The following is a 23,379-nucleotide window of genomic DNA, read 5'->3' as shown; positions in this document are numbered from 1 at the left end:
CACAGGTTGTTGTTGTGGCAATTAATTATGCTGATGAAGCACATAATATAAACTTTCCTAATTATGAGATTGATAGTATACGTGACTTCTAAAACAAAAAAATTGAAACAGGAAACACAACAAGAAATAGATGTTGTTTTGGAGCCAAGATCAATAAGTACATTAACAGGAACATTAAAATTAAATAAAGAATAAAAATGAAAATTAGTAACAGTTTCAGTTTGTTTGGTTCTCTTTGCTTTACATTTCTAACTATATGTGGGTGCAAAGTTAAGAGTAATCAGGAATTGCCGAGTGTAGAAAATCAAAAGCCAAACGTTTTATTTATTTTAGCAGATGATTTGGGTGCTCATGACCTAAGTTATGCAGGAAGCAATTATTATGAAACTCCAAATATAGATCGTATTGCATCAGAGGGTGTCGAATTTACACAGGGATATGCGGCTTGTCAGGTATGTAGCCCGTCCAGAGCGAGTCTTTTAACAGGTCAGTTCCCAGCGCGTCATGGTATTACAGATTGGATTGGAGCACTTGCAGGTGAAGAGTGGGCGAAAAGAAGTAATAACAAAGTATTACCAGCTCAATATGTGCATGCCATTAAAGATGAAGATGTGACGTTGGCAGAAGCTATGAAAGCCGGTGGGTATAAAACCTTTTTTGCTGGTAAATGGCACGTTGGTGACGATCCAGCGAATCCAGAAAGCAACGGTTTTGATGTAAATAAAGGTGGATGGGAAGTTGGAAGTCCTAAAGGTGGGTATTATGCGCCTTGGAGCAATCCTAAATTGGATTATAAGTATGAAGGAGAGAGTCTTACAATGCGTTTAGCTCAAGAAACGGCAGACTTTATTACTGAAAATAAAGATGAACCATTTTTTGCTTACTTATCATTTTATGCAGTTCATGCTCCTATTCAAACTACCGAGCAAAAATGGAAAAAATATAGAGATAAGGCTGATGAGCAAGGTATTGCTGATGTTGGATTTGAAATGGAACGTGTACTTCCTATTCGTGTAAAGCAAGACAACCCTTTATATGCCGGTTTGGTAGAAACTATGGATGATGCGGTAGGATTAGTTTTGAACAGGTTGAAAGAATTAGGTTTAGATGATAATACTATTGTGGTATTTACTTCAGATAATGGAGGTGTTGCTAGTGGAGATGCATTTTCGACATCAAATTTACCATTAAGAGGAGGTAAAGGTTACCAATGGGAAGGTGGTATTAGAGAGCCATATCTAATGAAAGTACCAACATTAAAAAATACACCTAAGAAAGTTGATTACCCAGTTTCAGGAATTGATTTTTACCCAACATTATTAGATTTAGCTGGCGTAGATGTAACACCAACTCAGAAGTTAGATGGACGCAGTTTAGTGCCTTTATTAAAAGGTGAATCTATGGATAGTCGAGCCTTATTCTGGCATTATCCACATTACGGAAACCAGGGAGGTGAACCTTCTAGTATTATTAGAAGAGATAACTGGAAATTAATTCATTATTATGAAGATGGTCGTAATGAATTATACAATTTATCAAATGATCCATCTGAAAAGAATGATGTGTCTAAGGATAATCTTGAGGTTGTAAATAAATTAAAAGCGGAGTTAGATGCCTTCTTAGTAGAAACCAAAGCAGAACTTCCAGAGGTTAATCCAAATTTTGATGAGCAACAGGCTAAAAAGCAGCATGAATACAGAAAGAAAGATCTTGTGCAATGGTTAGAAAAGCAGCGTAGTGATTTCTTAAGTGAAGATTTCAAACCTAATGAAGATTGGTATAATAGCAGTTTATCAACAATAGATTAAAGAATAATAATAAAGCATTAACGACCCTGTTAGAGAAAATACAAAATTAAATTTTTTATATCTTCTGTTTTTAGCCTTAGTATCAGCTATGGGTGTATTTTTATTTGGCTATGACAGGGTAGTTATTGGAGGTTCGAAACCGTTTTATGAATTGTTTTTTGACATTAGTGCCATGCCAACATAGCAAGATTGGGCAATGAGTAGTAGTGCGCTTATAGGATGTATTTTTAATTATTATTATAGGTTTAGCGTCTAAGTTAGCTCCTATGTGCATAGCAGAGATTACTCCAGCATAATACAGAGGGCAGTTCGTCGCTATCAACTAACTTACAATGGTTATTGGTATTCTGACAGCTCAATTAGCTAATTGTTTTATAGCAGATACTAGACCGGATAATAATAGTTCGGAAATGATTTGAGTGTCTTGGAATGGGCAGAACTAGTTCCGGTTTTTTTCTTTGCATTAATGTTTATTGTTCCAAAAAGTCCAAGATTTTTAGTTAAGATTGATAAGAATGAATTTGCCGAAAATGTATTGGAAAAAATAGGTGAAGTGACCTATGCTAAGCAAGAACTCAGCAATATAGAGTTAACGCTTAAGGAATGTGGTGCTAGTAAAGTGAAGTTATCCGATTTAAGAAGCACTAAAATTAAACCAATTTTAATAATTGGGATGGTTCTTTTGAACTTTCCCAATATATCCCATATTTATATGATGATTTAGGTTGTGGTGATATTGAATTAAAGAATAATTTAGACTAATTCCCTGGAATAATAAATAAAAATACAAACATGAAGTCATTCCGTTTTTTATTGATATTAATCATAACACTTTTATTTTTTACCAGTTGCAAATCGCCAAAGCTTAAAGAGATTTCCTTATCAGGCAAATGGGAAGTTAAATTGGATTCTACCAATATCGGGGTTCGAAATAATTGGGCAGCCGACAAATTTTCTGGTATAAAGATAAATCTTCCAGGTACTTTAGATGATGTAGGAATTGGAAAAGCAAATACTTTGAAGCCAGCTATAAACAATTATGTGATGTCCAACTTAACAAGGAAGTATCAATACATTGGTAAGGCATGGTATCAAAAGGAAATAAGCATACCTAGCTCATGGAAAGGTGAGGTTATTACATTAAGTTTAGAACGTATTATTTGGGAATCTTCGGTTTATATAGACGGGAATCTTGTAGGGACAGAAAATAGTTTAATAGGTAGTCACGATTATGATTTAACAAAGTATATCACTCCAGGAAAACATCTTCTAACCATTTGTATTGATAATTCAAATAAATATCCAGAGATAAATGTTGCTGGGCCTAGATATCCAATAAAGGAGAATCAGGATATGGCTCACGCTTATACCAATCATACTCAAATAAAATGGAATGGTATTTTAGGAGAGATGGTTTTAAAGGTATGCAAACAAAACAATCCAACAAATCTTCAAGTTTACCCTGATTTTAGTGCTAATAAATTGATAGTTACATTTGATTTGGATACACCTCTTGAGGATATTGTTAATTGTGAAATTAAATCGGTTAATAATGAGGTTGTTTTAAATGAAAAAGTAAAAATTGGAGATATTAGTGGGAAAACAATCAGTTTTGAGATAAATAGACCCGAAGGATTAGCGTATTGGGATGAGTTTAATCCTGCCTTGTATGATATGATTATTACTTGTAAATCTGGAAGTGTTAAAACACGATTTGGATATAAAGATATTAGTTACACTAAAGGAGACCTAACATTAAATGGAAACCGTATATTTTTACGTGGAAATTTAGAGTGTGTTATTTTTCCATTAACAGGATACCCACCTATGCAAAAAGCTGATTGGGCTAAGCTTATTAAACAAGCTAAGGCTTATGGTTTAAATCATTTAAGATTTCACTCTTGGTGTCCGCCTAAAGCTGCTTTTGATGCGGCTGATGAAGCTGGACTTTACTGTCAGGTGGAGCTGCCTCAATGGAGTTTAGAAGTAGGTCACGATGCCAAAACAGTTGATTTCTTAAATAATGAAGCCGATAAAATAATAAGAGATTATGGAAATCACCCTTCCTTTGTTTTAATGACATTAGGGAATGAGCTGGAGGGAGATCCTGATGTATTAAACAGTATGGTAACCGGGTTAAAAGCAAAGGATAACAGGCATTTGTATGCTACAACTTCTTTTTCATTTCAAAGACCTATGGGAATAAGACCAGAGCCTGAAGACGAATTTTTTATATCGCAGTGGACAGACAAAGGCTGGATTCGAGGTCAAGGAATTTTTAATACTAAGTCACCTCATTTTAATGCCGATTATTCTTCTGAAAGTGCGCATTTAGAAATTCCTTTAATATCTCATGAAATTGGGCAATATTCGGTATATCCGGATATGAGTGAAATAGAAAAATATACAGGTGTTCTGAAACCTCTTAATTTTATAGCGGTTAAAAATGATCTTGAAAAGAAAGGCTTACTCGAATTAGCTCCAGATTTCACCTATAACTCAGGTAAACTGGCGGCGCTTCTTTATAAAGAAGAAATTGAACGTGCTTTAAAAACGCCGAGTTTTGATGGATTCCAATTGCTTCAACTTCAAGATTTTCCTGGGCAGGGTACGGCCTTGGTAGGATTGCTAAATGCGTTTTGGGAATCTAAAGGAGTTATTTCAGCCGAAGAATTTAGTGAGTTTAATAGTGAACTGGTGCCATTAGTAAGATTTGACAAGGCAGTTTATGAGAGCGGTGAAACTTTTAATGCTTCTATAGAGGTGGCTAATTTCTTTAAGCCTTTAAAAAATCAGGTTATTAATTGGACGGTTTCAGATGAAAATAATAAGGTCCTTTATACTAATACTATTAGTAATGTGAATTTATTGATAGGGAATAATCTTGATTTAGGAGATATCAGCTTTAAAGTGGATACTTATACGGCTAAAAAACTAAAAGTAGAAGTTACTCTTGAAAATACCAAGTATAAAAACTCATGGCATGTTTGGGTATATCCTAATGAGGTAACAACCGAAAAAGACGGTATAGTAGTGACATCTTCTTTTGAAAAGGCGTCGTTGGCATTGAATGAAGGCAAGACGGTGTTATTAAATCCAGACTATAAAACTTTAGAAGGTATACAGGGGCGTTTTGTTCCGGTATTTTGGAGCCCGGTGCATTTCCCAAATCAACCAGCAACCATGGGATTATTGGTAGATGATAAGCATCCGGCATTTAATAACTTCCCAACAGATACCCATACAGATTGGCAATGGTGGGATTTATGTATTAATTCAAAATCTATAATAACAGATGCGTTAGATGTAACGCCAATAGTGCGTGTTATAGACAATTTTGTAACAAATCATCATTTGGCGAATGTATTTGAAGCTAAAGTAGGAACTGGCAAACTCGTTTTCTCTTCTATCGACCTCATGTCGAATTTAAAGAATAGACCAGTTGCCAGACAATTAAGATGTAGTTTGTTAGAATATATGTCAGGAGAATCTTTTAATCCAGAGAAATTAATTTCTTTTGATGATTTGAAAAAAATAGAATTGTCTAAAAAGCAGGATGCATTTTCAACTGAAGATATTTATGACTAAATGAGCTTTGGAGGTACGCTAAATTTACTTCAAGAAAAGCATTATGGATATAGGCTTATTATATTAAAATACGATTAACTGCGAGTTTTAACCGGTATAATACACAATGCGCTAAAGTTCAACCAAAACACCCCCTGTTTAAGACGATTTATTCAACGCTTTTTTTTAGTATATTTATGTAATTTGATAACATAAAATTTTAACCCTCGAATAACAATTTTAATAACTATTTAAATACATAAATTATGAAAAAAATTACTTTATTGAACGGATTATTTTTACTATGCTCAATATTTGCCTTTGGGCAGGTGAATGTTGAAGATTTTGATGGTGCAGCACCTTATTCGTTGCATGAATCTGGAATTGCGAATAATAATGTCCCTTCTCAAGAGGGGTGGATAGCAACGGAAGTAGTGGCAAACCCTAATCCAACGGGTTTAAATACAACAGCTAATTGTCTTAAAATGAATAGGCTAGATGATTCAAAGTGGCCTATATATCAAGGGATTGATGTGAACCCTGATATGGTTATAGGATCTTCAGATACTAAATTTGTAAGTGTGATGGTGTTATATACTGCGCAACCTGATATAGCCTTTCGATTTAATGCTACTGATGATGTTACAAGGGGCGCGGGTGTAATAGTAAGAGCCCTTAATGCTTATGATAATAATAACTTAGGGGAATGGCAAGAAATTGTTTTTGAGATTAAGGATGATGGAAATGCAACGTTTTTTACTCTTGGTACTTTATATAGAATGGAGTTTTATCCTGATGCGGGGTTTGTTAATGATCCAGCAGGGAAGGTACTTTCTTCAACGGTAGCTGGCTACTTGGATCAAATCCAAATTTTAGACAGCAACCCATTATTGAGTAACTCAAAATTTGAGTTAAACAACAATATTTCTTTATATCCTAATCCTGCACAATCTGAGTTTACTGTAACGGTATCAAACAATACGCGTGTTTCTAACGTTTCTGTATATAATGCATTAGGTTCGGTTGTTAGAAATGTTAATAAAATAACAGATAACACCTATGATATTAGTAAGTTATCTACAGGTCTGTATTTTGTTAAAGTTTTAGGGGAAGATGGATCTTCAAATATTAAAAGATTAATAAAAAATTAATGACCTGTATTAGCTAAATAATTTTAGCTGGGTACGAAAGGTGCTTAATTATTAGTTCTTTAAATACTAGAGTTTAGAGCTAATAGTTAAGCATTTTTTTGTTAAAGCATTTGCCATTTATGGAATTAAATGCTTAAAAAATAGTACCATGTTTAATTTATTACAATACAAAATGTATGTAAATACTAACTGATATATTGATTTTTTTAAAAGTGTTTTTGTCTATAAATGAATTTATGTAAACTATTAATTGATAGTTCCTTATGTTTCGGGTTTAAAAATATCAAAAGCCTAAAATTTTACCAATTATGACTAAATTAGAAGCATCGTAATAATTCTATGTTTAACTCATTAAAAACTAATATTATTAATGCTGAAAAACATTGTATATTAATAAATTATTTAACTATGGGTATGCTCTTATATTTTTATTATTTCTAGGGTCTAGTAATAACCCAGGTGCTATTGATATTATTGTTGAAGCCAAACCTATTGCGCCACATATTTTTGGAATAAATAATGACTGGGCTAAGATTACAGATTAAGATTATCCTGCATTTCTATCTACTTTTCGCCTAAGTGGGATATTGTATGTATGCAGATGTTGCGTTAGTCTGGACTAACAGATACTAATATATCTGGATGATTATAATGACTTTAATTGTATGTGGTTACTGTTGCTTAGAATAAAAGACATGCATTTTATAAAAGGAATATTATAACTTATAGTTTAAGTTTATATTTTTTTATTAACACGTCAATACCTAAATTTTTGGCATCTCTTTTTAATGTACTTGGAGGAATTCCAAATTCTTCTTTAAAACATTTAGTGAAGTATTTAGAATCTTTATAACCTACCATAAAAGCGGCCTCTGAAATGTTATAACCCTGTTCGATTATTAATACGGCTCCTTTTTTGATTCTAAAAGACCTAAGAAATTCCACAAGTGTTTTTCCGGTTATATCCTGACACTTTCTGTAAATTACAGAATAACTCATACCTAGAGATTTTGATAAATCATCAAGTTTAAAATTTGGATCTACTATATGCTCATTAAGTTCTTTTACCAAATTATTCATAAAAACATCATCTCTTGAGGGTTCGGATATTTCTTCAGGTGTACTAATTTTATCTGTTTTATATTTTGAAATCGCTCTTTCTTTTGTAGTAATTATGTTATTTATTTTAAGAAGTAATTCACTAAAATTGAATGGTTTTTGTATATACTCAATAGCACCATATTTAAGTCCTTTTAACCTTGTTGTATCCGTATTTTTTGCAGTTAGAAGAATTATTGGGATATGGGCAGTTGACTTCTTTTTTTGTAATATTTTACACATATCAAGACCATTCATTACGGGCATCATGATGTCGCTTATAATTAAATCAGGGCTATGTTTTTCAATTATTTTAATACCTTCTTCACCATTTTTTGCAATAAATAGATTGTAGCTATTTGATAATACATCTTTTAAAAATATTTGCATTTCAACATTATCTTCTACAATAACTAATGTGTGTCGTTTTACTTGTTTGTTTTTGTTAATGGACTTTAATTCATCTTCTAAAGCCTTAAAATCTGCCTCTAGAGATGTTGATTCTGTTTCCGTTTTTTCTAAATATATTTTTTCATCTTCAGCAAATAGGTGTTCCTTGCTGTGAAGTGAAATGATAAAAGAAGTGCCTTTCTCTGGACAGGAATTTACTTTTATTTTTCCCTTATGTAAATCTATTAATTCTTTGGTTAGAGCTAATCCAATGCCTGTCCCTTTAACCTGTTTTCCTAAATCTGATTGGTAAAAAAGTTCAAAAATATCATCTAAATCTTCCTTAGGGATACCAGGTCCGGAGTCTTTAACAGAAATGTTTATCTGTTCTATTTTCTTTTTTACTTCAACTTTTACTTCAATACGTCCATTGTTGGGAGTAAATTTAAAGGCATTAGATAATAGGTTGTATATGACATGCTCAATTTTATCCTTATCATACCAAACAAATATATCTTTGGAAGGGTAGTGCTCTACGAAGTCTATTTTTTTAAAACGGGCCTGTTCACTGAAGGATATGGTAATGTTTTTTAAATGTTCAATAAGGTTATTTTTCGAAGCATAAAGACGTAATTTTCCAAGTTCCTTATTTCGAAGAGTCATGAGTTCCATGGCTAAACGCGACAGTCTGTTCGCATTATTGTTAATCATGGTTAAACGCTGTTTTAAGAGTCCATTTCCATTAGCAGATGCTCTAGCCAGCATATCGTTAATCGGTCCCAGTATAAGAGTTAAAGGTGTTTGAATTTCATGAGACATTTTTGCAAAGAAATTCATTTTCATGGCATAAAGTTCCTTTGCTTGTTCATTTTGCCAGGCTTCTTTGAGTAGTTCATTTTTTAATCTTTTTCTAATAACATAACTGTATACTAAAAAAGTAATAATGAAAAGATAGGCTATGTAAGCGGGAATGGTATTCCACCAATAAGGTTTTATTTTAATACCTAGTTCTATGGGAGCAATATCCCAGGCATTGGGTTTAGTCCCAGCTTTTACTTGGAAAGTATAGTTCCCGGCAGGGATATTGGTGTAATGAGCTGAAATATCCTTTCCTGGTACAATCCAATCTTCATCAAAGCCCTTTAATTTATATGCGTAGAAATAATTTGAATTTAAAACATTATCTATGGCAGAAAATTTAATAGAAAAAGAGGATTGATTGGCTTTAAATGTTAGATTCTTTATGTGCTCGATATGCCCATGTATTTGGTCTTTTAAAATATGTCGAGCAGGCTTATTTAATATACTAATGTCATTAATATACAATTTGGCATTGTTTTTTTGCTTTACTAATTTGTCAGGATAAAAGGCGTTAACGCCTTCTTCGCCTCCAAAATAAAGCATACCGTCTTTATCTTTAAAAGTGCTTTTGGATCTAAACTGTTTTATATTTAAACCATCATGACTGTAATAAGATTTTATCAAATGGTTTTCTTTTTGATAATGAATAAGGCCATTATTGGATGTACCTAACCATAAATCATTATTATCATCTTCAATTATAGAAATAATATAATAATTTTTAAATTGTGGAGAGTTTAAATATGATGTATAAAGGTTTTCTTTTATAGAATATTTAATTACAAAACCGGAGAAAGTAATCAGCCATAAATTATCATCATGGTCAATAGTCATGGTGCGAATGCTGTAATTAAAGGAGTTATCGGCGGCTTCTTTGTTGAAATAGGCAATTTCTTCAAAATTAGAAAGTGTAATGTCGTTTAAATTTTCGTCAAATCGGTACAGCTTGTCTTTCCCAATATTTAACCAAAGCGCACCATGGCTATCCTGGCATATATTATTGTCTGTATCTTCGATGTAACCATTAGGACTTGGGTTAAGATTTGCCAAAAATTCACCACGTTCAGACAAAACGCATATTGTTTCGGAAAATAACACCCAAATTCTATTCTTAGAATCGATTAATAAATCGCGAACATCATTAGATGTATTAATAGGAACATTTACTTTTTTAAAGGTATTATTTTCAATATTAAATACCCAAACCCCGTTTTTGTAGGTGCCTATCCATATATTTCCTTTACTGTCCTCTTCTAAACATTGAATATATTCACCTTCAAAATAATTATCCCCTTTTTTATCTTTATAATATCTAACTACTTTGTTTTTATCTTTAATACGGGTTAAACCATGTTCATCTGTACCTAGCCACAAATCACCTTTAGAAGATTTTAAGATAGATAAAATTAAGGCTTGTCTATTGTTGTCTAAACCAGTGTAATGTTTAATATTGTTGGTTCTTTTAGGTAATACATTGATGATTCCTTTTTTACTAATAAACCACAAATTACCCTTTAAATCTTCAATTATGTTAATTATGGTGTTGTTGCTTATGGAGTATTTATTGTAATATTGATGCTTATAAATTTGAACTTCAGAAGTTTTAGTATTGATACTATAAAGTCCATCTCCATCAGTTCCAGCCCAAACAACCCCATTACTGTCACAAAAAACACTAATAAAATAGGCGTATTTTTCTTGATTTTGACTTTTTTGTATTTTGCCAAACTGTTTAGTTTCTTTAGATTCTGGGTTATAGTATATTAAACCTTGATCTTCTGTTGCTAACCATAAATTTCCATTTATGTCTTTATCTAAACTTACAGGGAGATTGTAATTTTCTGGAAAAAGTGATATTCTGGAAAATATATTTTGCTTTACATCATAGTGCCATATTTTACCTTTTAACGTAGTAAGATACATATTTGAAGGCGTTGTAAATACTAGTGATTTTATATATTGGGTTTTTCCTTCTACTTCTGGTAATGTGCTAATACTATCTATGGTAGCTTTTAAGTTATCATATTTTAATAGGGTACCATTGTCGCTTCCAAACCACATGCTGTTTTCGCTAGGTTCTAAGGCTTTTATTTTTATTGGTTTTTTATTGTAACTGACATTGTTTTTAAAAGAGCTGTAGTTTCCTAAACTATCTATTTTTGTAAGCTCTCCGTTTTCAGAAGTAATCCATAAATTAGATGAATAATCTCTTTTTAGTGTAAAATCCCTATCAACAACAAAATCTTCGCCAAATATTTCTTTATGAGGAATAAATAAATAATCATGACCAATGAATTTGTAAATTCCGTCAATATCAGTGATCCACAGGTAGCCCAAGTGATCTGATGCTATATCAATAGGAAATTTAAAAGGAGTATCGATGGTTTCGAAATTGGTGCTGTTTTGTGCCTTGCCAAAAGCACATATAAAGAGTAATAAGAAAAATGATATATAACACTTTTTGACTTTCATTAATACTGGCGATTATTTGATTATAAATTTAATTAGGTTATAAGCAAAATTAAGTGTTTTTGAATCATAAAAAAAAATATTGGACTAACACATTTTTTTCGGAGCCGTAATACCTAGTGATCCTAAGATTTAATTTTAATTTAAAAGAAAACCCTGATGCATTACGTCAGGGTTTTCTTTGGAAATTATTCTTATCTTAATTACGAAAAGGGAGAAAACAACTTAATCGTTGATTTGACTCCGATTTATAAGAATTGGCAATCTTAGAAATCAAACAATTTTGTTGGGTCTTTAGTATATGTAAGAGGGTATTTTATGTTGTAATCGAATCTGTTATGAATAGGTTGGATTAAAAAATTATATAGCACAGGCACAAGATAATAAGCAGGTAAAAAGTAAATAAGAATAATTCGAGTTTTATTTTTTTAAAGAAGTTTATCATTTTTATCGTTTCAAGGCGAAATGTGATTTAAAAATACGTTTACTATTGTCTTTAGGTTCTGTATAGGCTACAGTAAACCAATAATCTGACGTGGGCATGGGAATATTTTGAAAGGTGCCATCCCATCCCGCACTATCGGGCGTTAAATATTTAATGAGCTTTCCATATCGGTCAAAAATGCTAATGGTAGCCTGAAAGTGGTCGCCTAATCTCGAAGTTATATGCCAGGTATCATGAACACCATCACCATTGGGCGTAAAGTAAAGGGGGTAGTCTATTACAAAAAGACTTATGCTTGTTTCACCACACCCACTTAAATTATTAACCGTAAATATATGGGTGCCAAGAGAAACATTGTCGAAAGTTCCATCGGTTTGCCATGCACCCTCGTCCATACGGTAAATATAGTCTTGTAAACCGACACCTGTAGCAGTTACTTCCACAACATTATTTTCAATAAAGGAGTAGGAGTTAACTTCGGCCGTAACCTTAGGAGGTTCGCTGGTGAGCACCGTTGTACTGGCGTAACCAGAGCAGGTTGTTGTCCTATCTGTAGCAGTTACACTATATTGCCCAGAAGATGTGGGAAAAATATAACCCTCGGTTTCACTGTTTAAAAGAATACCATCGAGGTACCATTCGAATAGGTAATCGGTGCTGCTTAATCCGGTGTCTAAGAGGGGAGGGCTTGCAATGTCTTCAGACCCATTAGTATTAATACATAAAATATATTCGGGGTCTAAAATAGGCTCTGGGTTTTTGTGCATAATCAGGTTAAAGCTTCCTACATCAAAACAGGTAACCTCTGTGGTACTAATATTATCTATTCGCACATAAATGAGTTCAGAGGGGTTTATATTGTTGTATGCTGAGACTAGAGGTTCCGTATGGTTTAATGCCTTGTCGTAGTTGTCGTAATAGGTTACTTCAAAAGTGTTTGGGTCAAGCGTATTTAAAATTTCGGCATCCATATAAGATAGGTCAAATGTACCTTGCCCATCGTTGGTGCCTTGGTTATCGCAAAGTTCATAATCACTTATTTCGCTTGGCACAACAGGGCTTGTAATAAATTGGAGGTCAAACTCATACATTTTTATCACTTTATTTGCCATATTACGGGCTTCGGCTCTATAGGTTTTGGTACTGGTACTGTAATAGGTGCTTGTAGTTTGCCCTGTAATCTCGGTAAAATCACCACTTCCAGGACTGGTTTCCTCCAGCCAAGTATAGCTTATCGCATTTGTAGTTGTGGCGTCCATAGTCACGGTTTCACCCTCACAGGCTATATCTGTTCTGTATTCAGGATCTTCCACAATAACACAGTTCGTCGTAGCAGTACCTGCCGTTTTAGTAACGCTTATATAGCCAGGATAAACAGAGTAATTAGTAATCATGAGCAAATAGTATTCACCTGTTTTTGTTGTGGTGATATTGGCATATTCAATGGCGTTTGGCGACCAATTACAATCTATAATGTTTTGTGCTGTTAAATCATCTGTACAAGGTAATCTGGGGTCCGTAAACGGGCCATAGATAATAAAATCAACATCTAAATCGGCTGGTCCTTGTGGCGTTTTACTTTGCTCTAACTTAAGTGTTATATCGCCTCCCTGGTCAATTTGCAGATAAAACCAAGATGGATTGGGACGTCCGCGCATGCAGCCATAGTTTGGGCCAAATTCGGCAAAATCTCGACCATGGTTATTCGGATAACTAAAACCTTCTAACGCACAAAGGGGTTCGGCATCGATACAAAATTTTGCGCTTCCGCTTTGGGCCAGTAAGCCTTGCAAAGCGAAAGCGCAAAGTATTAAAGCTATGGTTATAGTTCTGTAAGACCGAAACATAGCTTTAAGTTAATTTATTTCTTAAGTATTTTTAGGCTGGATTGTTTTCCGTCTGCGGTAACAATAACACTATAAAATCCAGGTGCTAAACCACGCATGTCTACACGGGCTTCTCCATATTCTTGAGAGATATTGGTTTTTACCTGAGCTCCTAATATATTGTAAACGGCTACATCTAATGAGCTCGATACTGTTTTAGAGGCAATGGTTAAAATATCGTTAACCGGGTTAGGATAGGCCTTAAACGTACTGGTATTTCTATTGTCTTCTATACCTAAAGTTGAGTCTTTCATGATATCCAAAACGTCTTGTTTAGAAAGAACACCTTCGTATAACCTAATATCATCCAAGTCTCCAATTAAAGACCTACCTGTTGTTATATCTGCGCCAACAGTAAGTGCTGAAGTTGCTGTATTAGGCAATTCTACCAATTCGAACTTTTCATTTCCATCAACATACATAAACATTTTACCATTATGATAAGTTAAGGCTAGGTGATGCCATTCATTATCACGTAAATTCCCTTCACCATCATCATTACTATCAAACAAATCATCGGTGCTTATAGCTCTACATCTGCTAAGATTTTTTTCAATAAGCAAACCAAATCTAGTGGAAGCATCACCCCAAAAGACAAGTCCATGAAAAACTGACGAAGGACCACTCCTTACCCATGCAGAAATAGATCTTGCGCTATTACCAACAAGCGAAGAAGGTAGGTTTCCTTGAGAAACCAGTCTGTCATCAGGGCTAGGGGTGGTTTCAGCGGATTGAAAATTATAGGTCCCTACAGCTGGTGATACATTATCAAATCCTATATCACTGCTAGTTGGCCAAGTTGTACCATCTAATTGAAGAGGAAGACTACCTGCAGAATCATCATAGTTATTTTCGAATTTATAATGTGCTGCTAAAACTGGGGCAGGAGCAGCAGGAGGGGTAGCAGTAATAGAATTTCCAAGAAGTACTTCATTAATATCGCCTGGGCTTAAAGCAATGTCATAGATGCGAATATCATCTATTTGTCCACTAAAAAACCGAGTGGCATCTCTATGTCCAATTTTTATAATATCCTTATAGGTGTTTGGAGTTGTATTACTTGTACCGCTTCCTACGTTTCCAACATCAACACCGTCAAAATAAAATATAACATTGTCTAAGGTGCCTCCAGGATATACCACAGCAACATGATGCCAGTTGCCATCATTCCAATTTATTTCATTCGAAAAGGTAGCACCATTTTGTATTTGAAGATTTAAGGCTGTAGCTGTCAAATTTAAGGCCATCCTTGCCTGAGCACCTCCATCATATCCCATTTGCCATATAAATCCTCCAGCAGTTGTTTTTACCCATGCACAAATGGTTCTTGGTTGTGACCCCCGAATGGAAAAATTACTGGTAGAGGTTATTAGACTATCAGCAGTAACAGTTGAAGCATCGTAAGCTTTTCCAAAACTATTTGTAAGAGTTATGCCTCCAACAGTTGTAGCCGTTGTAGGGCCATCTGCCTTTCTTATAGGATTACCACCACCTTTGGTAAAAGCAATATCCGTAGGGAGATAAGTTGTTGCAGTTAACTCGTTATCAAATGTAAGTTGTAAAAAAGCGTTTGGATCTGTAGCTTGAGCATTACCTATAGAAATAGTAAATAGCCCTGCTATGAAAAACGCTAAGCTTAAAAATGTAGTTTTTGTTTTCATAATTTAATGTATTTAGATAGTTATTAAAATTGTTAATAGAGGGTTAAAGTTTATGTTACTAAATTACATAAGGATGCTAAAAAAAAGCGTTGAATAAATCGGCTTAAATAGGGGGTGTATTGGTTGATTTTCAGAGCATTGTGTATTGTATCGGTTAAAATGCGCAGTTAGTCGAATCTTAATTAAATAAGTCTATCCACAATGTTTTTCTTTATATAGTTGCGGTACTTTGATTTTGTATTAAGAATATATAACATAAGTAGTTAGGTTGATAGCTTCATATCTGTAATTATTTAAACAATTTTTGAATTATTTTTATGGGTGATTATTTTTCTTTTTATACGCGCCGCTTTCCTCTCCAGTTAATAATCTAAAATTGTTAAAGGACGAGATGCTATAAATTTTAACTTACTTTATTCTAAAAAGAATTTCTGGAAGCTCTGCATCTGGATTTTCTTAGAAATTTTATTTCCGTAAAACTGGGCATTTAAATGATATAATTTTCAAAAATCCTTTGTTGTTCATTAGGCTTATTAGTTTGGTTATACATTATTTATATAGTATCTGGATTTTGTGTACGTATAAAATAGAAACGCACCGCGTAGTCTGAATAGGTGTAATTAGATGTAATAAGGATTGTTGTTTTTATTAGGTGTAAACCCTTTGAAATATGTGTGTATCAGTAATTTCGTCCTTTTTTGACTAAAATACACACCGTATTGCATTAATGTTTCACCGCTAATTTGTGTTCATCTCAAATAACTTTGTAAATATAGTTTCAAAACTATTTTGATAATCATAAAGACAATTTATAATGAATAAAAGAAGAAATTTTATAAAAACCTCTTTAATAGCCGGAGCGGGCATGACCATCATGCCAAGTTATTCATTTGGTAAAAGTGCTGTTTTCAAAGAAAAATTACGCATTGGCTTAATAGGTGTTGGGTTGCGTGGAACAAATCACTTATATAATTTATTACATAGAGACGATGTTATTGTAACCGCAATATGCGATATAGACCCTAACCGTATAAATGTTGCTTTAGATACTATAGCGAAAGCAGGGCAAAAAAAACCTGTTGTGTTTGGTAGTAATGAACATGATTATCGAAATCTGTTAGAATTAAAAGAGGTAGATGCTGTGATAATAGCAACACCCTGGTTGTGGCATACCCGTATGGCTAAAGATGCTATGTTAGCTGGAAAGTATACAGGGTTAGAAGTATCTGCCGCGAATACCATGGAAGAATGCTGGGATTTAGTAAATACTCATGAATCCACCGGTACTCATTTAATGATTTTGGAAAACGTAAACTATCGCAGAGATATATTAGCCGTATTAAATATGGTAAAACAGAATGTATTTGGAGAACTTTTACATTTTAGATGTGGTTATCAGCACGATTTACGATTTGTGAAGTTAAATGATGGTGAAACTGCTTATGGTCGAGGGGTTGAGTTTGGTGACAAGGGAATTTCTGAATCGGCCTGGAGAACGCAACATTCTCTATTAAGGAATGCCGACGTGTACCCGACACATGGTGTAGGGCCAGTAGCTGTTATGTGTGATATTAACAGGGGGAACCGTTTTCTGTCTTTAACATCACATGCTACGAAAGCCGTTGGACTTCATAATTATATAGTGAAGCATGGAGGAGAAGATCACCCCAATGCCAAACTAAAATTCAAGCAAGGGGATATTATCACATCTACAATAGAAACTGCTAATGGCGAAACTATTATAGTAACGCATGATTGTAATTCGCCTAGACCTTACTCTTTAGGATTTAGGGTTCAAGGCGCCAATGGTCTTTGGGAAGTAGATGGTAATAGAATACATATTGATGGAGTGACTAAACCTCACCATTGGGATGCTGCCGATGAGTGGTTAAAGAAATATGATCACCCATTATGGAAAAAATATGGAGAAAAAGCAGAGGGAGCAGGACATGGAGGTATGGACTTTTTTGTACTAAATGCGTTTGTTGAATCTGCCAAGCAAAACATTGCACCACCATTGGATGCTTATGATGCTGCCGCTTGGAGCGCCATTACACCATTGTCAGAATTATCTATCGAGAATAACGGTGAGCCACAAGATTTCCCGGATTTCACCAGAGGAAATTGGGTAAAGCGTAAGCCTTATAACTGGCATAAGGATACTTACTAAAATAACAGTAAAATTGAAAGAAGAAACCTTAATTTACTCACAGTAAGATTTAATAGCGCGCAAAACCGGTAACAATAAAGTGACATATTTGGTCATAAATTTTGTTTACTGGTTTTATCTTTTTATAAACCGATATTGAGGAAGTATTTAATGTTGCCACCCAACGTCGCATATTATAGATATTTTGTTTAATATTATTGAAAAGGAATGCATAGGATTCCGGAAATCGAAAAATCTTAACAAAGGGCTTGGAAAAGTAGCCTATAACTCGCGTAGAATAATTAATTATTGATAATTTTGATTGTACTTAATTATCTAACTTAAAGAATAGCAAAATATTAAATATTATATGAGAATTAATAAAATCGTTGCCACACTAATTGTTTTTCAAATATTTTTTATAGGACAGGGTCAGAATATTAATATTTGGGATTACATAGAAAATGTAAGTGTTATTAGTGAAAATAAAGAGGCTGCCCATGCCACTTTTACATCGTTTTCATCGTTAGAGGACCGAGATGCTGCTACTCCTGTTTTTAAACAGATTTTAAATGGTACATGGAAATTTAACTGGGTACGTTCTCCGAAAGATAGACCAACCACATTTATGAACCCAAGTTTCGATGTAAGTAACTGGAACGATATAAAAGTGCCTTCCAACTGGGAAGTTGAAGGCTTTGGTATTCCTATTTATGTAAACCACCAATACGATTTTGCCGATAACAAGGCCCGCGTATCTAAGGATATAGAGTTTTTAAATCCAGAATACCCACGTTCTGTGCCTAAATACCCTGGTAAAGTGCCTCACGACTACAATCCAGTAGGGTCTTACAGAAGAGATTTTACCTTAGCTGATAATTGGGATAACAAGCAAATATTTCTACATATTGGAGCAATGAAATCCGGTGGATTTGTTTGGGTAAATGGCCAGTATGTAGGGTACTCCCAGGGCAGCAAACTACCAGCAGAGTTTGATATTACAACATACGCTAAACCGGGTAAAAACACGATAGCACTTCAAATTTTCAGGTGGACTGATGGAGCCTATTTGGAATGCCAGGATTTTTGGAGAATAAGCGGAATTGAGCGAGATGTTTATGTTTATGCACAGCCTAAAGTTCGAATCGAGGATTTTGAAGTGGTTTCTAACTTAGATAAAGCTTATGAAAATGGTTCATTTCAACTGGATATCGATTTACAAAACCATTTAGAGAAAGCACAAAAAGTTAAGGTTGCTTATAAGATATTAGATGGCGACAAAGTAATTTCAGAATCTACAAAAACAGCGACTATTAGTTCAAAAGAAAGTTTAAATTCAACTTTTAACGCGAGTATTTTAAATGTGAAACCATGGTCGGCAGAACATCCAAATCTATACACGCTTCAAATTGAAATTAGGAACAAGAAGGGTAAGCTGATTGAAACTACCTCGAGAAAAATAGGCTTCAGAAGTGTAGAAATCAAAAATGGCATTTTACGTCTTAATGGTCAGCATATTACCCTAAAGGGGGTCAATACGCAAGAAGCTGATCCTGTAACAGGACATGTTATGTCTGAAGAATTAATTCTGAAAGACATTACTATGTGGAAAGAGAACAATATCAATGCGGTTCGATTAAGCCATTACCCTAGAGGCAGCAGGTTTTATGAATTGTGTGATGAGCACGGAATTTATGTGGTGGATGAAGCTAACATAGAATCACATGGCATGTACTACGGTAAGGAATCTTTAGCAAAAAACGAGACATGGGAAACCCAGCATGTCGATCGCATGATACGTATGGTTGAGCGCGACAAGAACCATCCTTCGGTAATTATTTGGTCTTTAGGAAATGAAGCTGGTAATGGCGTAAATTTTTACGCTGGCTATAAAGCTATTAAAGCTAACGACAAATCGAAGCGCCCGGTACAATATGAGCGTCCCTACAAGGACAGGGACGGCACTATGTTGGACATGGACTGGAATACGGATATTCTTGTACCTCAATACCCATCACCTGACTACTTTGAGTATATAGGTAAGCATAAAACAGACAGACCATTTATTCCAAGTGAATATGCCCATGCCATGGGAAATAGCACAGGTAATTTTCAGGATTATTGGGATATAATCGAGCAATACGAAAACCTACAAGGAGGTTTTATTTGGGATTGGGTAGATCAATCTATCTGGAAAACAAATGAAAACGGTGAGAAATATTATGCATTCGGTGGTGATTATGGTGAAAACATGCCATCAGACAATAATTTTTTAAATAATGGTATTGTATTCCCGGATCGTTCACCACAACCGGCTTTATATGAGGTGAAGAAAGCACATGAGTTCATCAACTTTAAGAACAATGGAATTAATAACTTTAATGAGCTGAGGGTTTTTGTAGAGAATTTATATGATTTTACAGATCTCGATCAGTTCGATATGGTGGCACAAATTAAGGCAGACGGACAAGTGCTAAAAACCATTCCTATTGAAACCTTACATGTAGAACCGCATACAGGAAAGTTAGTGCGTTTAAGTCTTGATGATGTTGAATACCAAAAGAATACAGAGTATTTCGTCGTCATTTCAGCCGTCACCTCGAAAAGTTGGGGACTGTTGCCCAAAGGGTTTGAGGTGGCTAGGGAGCAAATACGATTGGATAAATTTTACACCGAAGAAAGTACTAGTATCGGTAATAGGGCAGCACTTCATGTTTCAAAAAAGGATGGAAGTGTGACTGTTGAAAATGATGTTGTTCGTGTAGTTTTTGATAAAGGAGCAGGTCGTATCACAACATATGAATTTCAGGGAAAGGAACTATTGAAGGATGGCAAAGGGCCAAAGCCAAACTTTTGGCGCGCCGTGACGGATAATGATTCTGGTTCCAAAATGTATAGATATAATATTGAATGGAAAAAGGCGTCATTGTTTTCTGAAGTAACCGAGGTGGAAGTAGGTCAACCAAGTGAAAATACTGTAAACCTTAAAGTAACTTATCAATTACCAGGGGTAGAGACTACGTTTGTAAGCCTCTACACTATAAATGGAAATGGTGTTATCAGGGTTGAAAATATGCTTAATGAAACGACGTATAAAGGCGATATTCCTAGAATAGGCATGAGAATGCAAATACTTAAGGAATATGATAACATGACTTATTATGGAAGAGGACCTTGGGAAAATTATAAAGACAGAAAGGCATCTGCTTTTATTGATTTATATGAATCTAAGGTAGCAGATCAATACGTGCCTTATATACGTCCACAAGAAAATGGGTATAAGACAGATGTGCGTTGGGTGGCCTTATCAAATAATAATAATACTGGTTTAATGGTTGTTGCAGATAATGTTGCAAAAGGATTGGGTATAAGTGCATTACATATGCCTAATGAAGATTTCGATACAGCTGAAGGGCTTAATTATGGTAAAGTAGATGATGTAGATGTTGAATACAGAATTGACGGCATTCCCGAACTCAATAGAAGTAAGCACACCATTGATATTAAGGAACAGGACCTTGTACAGTTAAATATCGATTTAGACCAACGAGGAGTTGCAGGAGATGACAGTTGGGGGAGCAAGCCCCGAAAGAAATATTTAATTGAAGGAAACAAAAAACATAAATATGCTTTCTACCTGGTTCCTTTCAAAGGAATGAATAAAACTGATTTAGTTAAAATAAGTAAAAAAAATAAATAAAAATTAAATAAAAATAAGATGAAATCAAGAAATGAAATAGTTCTTTATTCGGCAAATAAAATAACAACATATGTTCTCTCCTTTTTATTTGTATTCACGTCACTTTACCTTTCAGCTCAAATTGATACACTCAATGCGGTGCCTGGGCAATGGTCAGTTAAAAAAATAAACAAGTGGTACAAGAAGCAGCCCTGGCTTGTTGGTTGTAATTACTATCCAGCTACGGCAATAAATCAGATTGATATGTGGCAGGCATCAACGTGGGATCCAAAGCGCATTGATTTAGAGTTGGGTTGGGCAGAAGACATGGGTATGAATACGCTTCGTGTTTTTTTGCACGACATGGTTTGGCAGGATGATGAAGAAGGATTGTATCAGCGAATGGACGAATTTCTGACGATTTGCAAAAATCATGGCATCCGCCCCTGGTTTGTATTTTTTGATGATTGTCACTATCCTAATCCGCAATTGGGACCTCAACCTTTGCCTGTAAGGGCTTTCCATAATTCGGGATGGGTGAATTGCCCCGCAAGGGATTTGGCTTTAAGATATGCTAATAACGAAGCCACTACTGAAGAAATAAACCAACTTAAAGGCTATGTTCAAAAAACAATGACTCGTTTCAAGGACGATGACCGTATCCTGTTATGGGAATTGTACAATGAACCTGGCAGAGGTAGTAATCCCGATGGTGACTGGGTGAAAAAGGAAAACCCAGCAAAGATAAAAGACAAATCTAGCCAGTTAGTATATGATTCCTGGGTATGGGCACGAGAAGTAAACCCATCTCAGCCAATCACGAGCACTACAGATGGTAGTATTGGTAAGATGAATTTTAAAATCAACAGGATTAATTCAGATCTTCATTCAATCCATGTTTACCTCCCACCTAATCATCTGAGAAACCAAATTAAGAAATTTCAAATGTACGGTAGACCAATAATTGCAACTGAATGGTTGGCCAGAACGCATAATAATACTGTTGAGAATTGTTTACCCATCCTGAAAGAAATGAAAGTTGGTGCCATCAATTGGGGGTTTGTAGCGGGAAAAAGTGGAACTATTTGGCCTTGGTCAAGCCGCACAACAGCTGCTGGTAGTAATAGAAGTTTGAGTTACGAAAGGGAAATTGGTAATGTTGAAACTGATCCAACACTACTTCCTGAACCCGAACTGTGGTTTCATGATTTATTAAGGTTTGATGGGACACCTTACAGCGAAGATGAAATAAAAATATTTAAGGAGCTTACTAAGTCAAATAAGAAATAATAGCATGCTCCTATTAATTATCCTTAAGGCTAAGGATAATGGTAAATAAAATACGTACAAAGCAAATGAAAAGCATAGTAATATTACTATGCTTTTCATTTTATTTATCAGCCTAAAATAAAATTGATTTATCTGGTACCTGAGCAAGCAAAATCTTCCGAAAGCATTTTATTACCTGGATCATTAGCGCAACATGGATTTGGACTTAAAACTGTATGTTCAGATTTTGGAGTGCTTACACCAGAATATGAATAATTTCATGTGATGCGAGAGGATAGTAACGATGGCAAACTTGTTTTAAAAGCCAGAGTAGAAAACGGTACTAATTTAATGATAAACAGCATTGTACTTTTAAGGGAATAATTTTATAGGGTTGTATTATAAATATTTATATACAACCTTAGGTTATAAATGACTTCATTGTAATATAACAATAGGATTATCATAATATATGACATATGAGACATAAAATAGTGCCGAAAAATTGAACTTGAAGTGACTCATTTTTCTATAAATAGAACTAATAAATATCTGCTTAATGTTTTGTGTTTTATGCCAAGTTGTTTTGTTGTTCAATAAAGTGTCTTAGAATCTACTGATTTATGATGAATATATCTCCTGTTTTCAATTAAAATTTCAACGGGAATAGAATATAATATAATGAACTTTGTATAGTTAGCAAATATGTCTAAAGGGTAGACCCATTGATTTTTTGATAAAAATATTGTAGTGTTAGTTTTAGTGATTTCGAATATATCATCAATCATAATATTTTGATTGATGATATTATTCGAAAATAAAAGTCACATTTTACATATCCGTTGTACAAACTAGTGTGATAAATAGGCTCAGTTTAATGTAACAATAGATTTATCATAAATAAAGCATAATATAAGACATATAATAGTGCTAAGAAAAATAGAAA

Annotated in this window: 12 protein-coding genes; 9 read left to right on the top strand and 3 right to left on the bottom strand. The window is 34.3% G+C overall.

Features of this window, described 5'->3' with window-relative positions:
- Positions 1 to 63 precede the first annotated feature (63 nt).
- From H611_RS14950 to H611_RS0100960, 5 genes are all read left to right on the top strand, one after another.
- Positions 64 to 195 (top strand): hypothetical protein, encoded by a 132-nt coding sequence (locus H611_RS14950; RefSeq protein ID WP_262486394.1) that lies wholly within the window; start codon positions 64 to 66, stop codon positions 193 to 195.
- A gap of 2 nt (positions 196 to 197) precedes the next feature.
- Entirely contained in the window at positions 198 to 1,808 is a 1,611-nt protein-coding gene (locus H611_RS0100980; protein ID WP_027136586.1) for a sulfatase, read from the top strand.
- Between the two features lie 424 nt (positions 1,809 to 2,232).
- Positions 2,233 to 2,532 (top strand): MFS transporter, encoded by a 300-nt coding sequence (locus H611_RS14390; RefSeq protein ID WP_027136585.1) that lies wholly within the window; start codon positions 2,233 to 2,235, stop codon positions 2,530 to 2,532.
- A 68-nt stretch (positions 2,533 to 2,600) separates the two neighbouring features.
- The gene (locus H611_RS0100965) at positions 2,601 to 5,396 is read left to right on the top strand and encodes a sugar-binding domain-containing protein (RefSeq protein WP_027136584.1); all 2,796 of its coding nucleotides are present in this window, start codon (positions 2,601 to 2,603) and stop codon (positions 5,394 to 5,396) included.
- 245 nt (positions 5,397 to 5,641) lie between these two features.
- Positions 5,642 to 6,526, top strand: coding sequence for a T9SS type A sorting domain-containing protein (locus tag H611_RS0100960; protein ID WP_027136583.1), 885 nt, complete (start codon positions 5,642 to 5,644; stop codon positions 6,524 to 6,526).
- 723 nt (positions 6,527 to 7,249) lie between these two features.
- On the opposite strand, the gene H611_RS0100950 is transcribed toward H611_RS0100960, so the two are convergent.
- From H611_RS0100950 to H611_RS0100940, 3 genes are all read right to left on the bottom strand, one after another.
- Positions 7,250 to 11,347: a hybrid sensor histidine kinase/response regulator transcription factor gene (locus H611_RS0100950; protein WP_027136582.1), complete on the bottom strand. Its 4,098-nt coding sequence runs from the start codon at positions 11,345 to 11,347 to the stop codon at positions 7,250 to 7,252.
- Positions 11,348 to 11,791: 444 nt separating this feature from the next.
- The gene (locus H611_RS0100945) at positions 11,792 to 13,636 is read right to left on the bottom strand and encodes a T9SS type B sorting domain-containing protein (RefSeq protein ID WP_084158112.1); all 1,845 of its coding nucleotides are present in this window, start codon (positions 13,634 to 13,636) and stop codon (positions 11,792 to 11,794) included.
- A gap of 14 nt (positions 13,637 to 13,650) precedes the next feature.
- The gene (locus tag H611_RS0100940) at positions 13,651 to 15,336 is read right to left on the bottom strand and encodes a LamG-like jellyroll fold domain-containing protein (protein WP_027136580.1); all 1,686 of its coding nucleotides are present in this window, start codon (positions 15,334 to 15,336) and stop codon (positions 13,651 to 13,653) included.
- Between the two features lie 814 nt (positions 15,337 to 16,150).
- Here H611_RS0100940 and H611_RS0100935 point away from each other — a divergent pair.
- From H611_RS0100935 to H611_RS14945, 4 genes are all read left to right on the top strand, one after another.
- Positions 16,151 to 17,506: a Gfo/Idh/MocA family protein gene (locus H611_RS0100935; protein WP_027136579.1), complete on the top strand. Its 1,356-nt coding sequence runs from the start codon at positions 16,151 to 16,153 to the stop codon at positions 17,504 to 17,506.
- A 349-nt stretch (positions 17,507 to 17,855) separates the two neighbouring features.
- On the top strand, positions 17,856 to 21,185 hold the full coding sequence (locus tag H611_RS0100930) for a glycoside hydrolase family 2 TIM barrel-domain containing protein (RefSeq protein ID WP_027136578.1): 3,330 nt from the start codon (positions 17,856 to 17,858) through the stop codon (positions 21,183 to 21,185).
- An 18-nt stretch (positions 21,186 to 21,203) separates the two neighbouring features.
- Positions 21,204 to 22,454 (top strand): cellulase family glycosylhydrolase, encoded by a 1,251-nt coding sequence (locus H611_RS13755; RefSeq protein WP_051238675.1) that lies wholly within the window; start codon positions 21,204 to 21,206, stop codon positions 22,452 to 22,454.
- 123 nt (positions 22,455 to 22,577) lie between these two features.
- Positions 22,578 to 22,709: a hypothetical protein gene (locus H611_RS14945; RefSeq protein WP_262486393.1), complete on the top strand. Its 132-nt coding sequence runs from the start codon at positions 22,578 to 22,580 to the stop codon at positions 22,707 to 22,709.
- The last annotated feature ends 670 nt before the right edge of the window (positions 22,710 to 23,379 follow it).

Source organism: Gaetbulibacter saemankumensis DSM 17032, assembly GCF_000425645.1.
GTDB lineage: Bacteria > Bacteroidota > Bacteroidia > Flavobacteriales > Flavobacteriaceae > Gaetbulibacter > Gaetbulibacter saemankumensis.
Note: the sequence above shows the minus strand (reverse complement) of the source record. Positions and strands in the feature narration are given on the sequence as shown.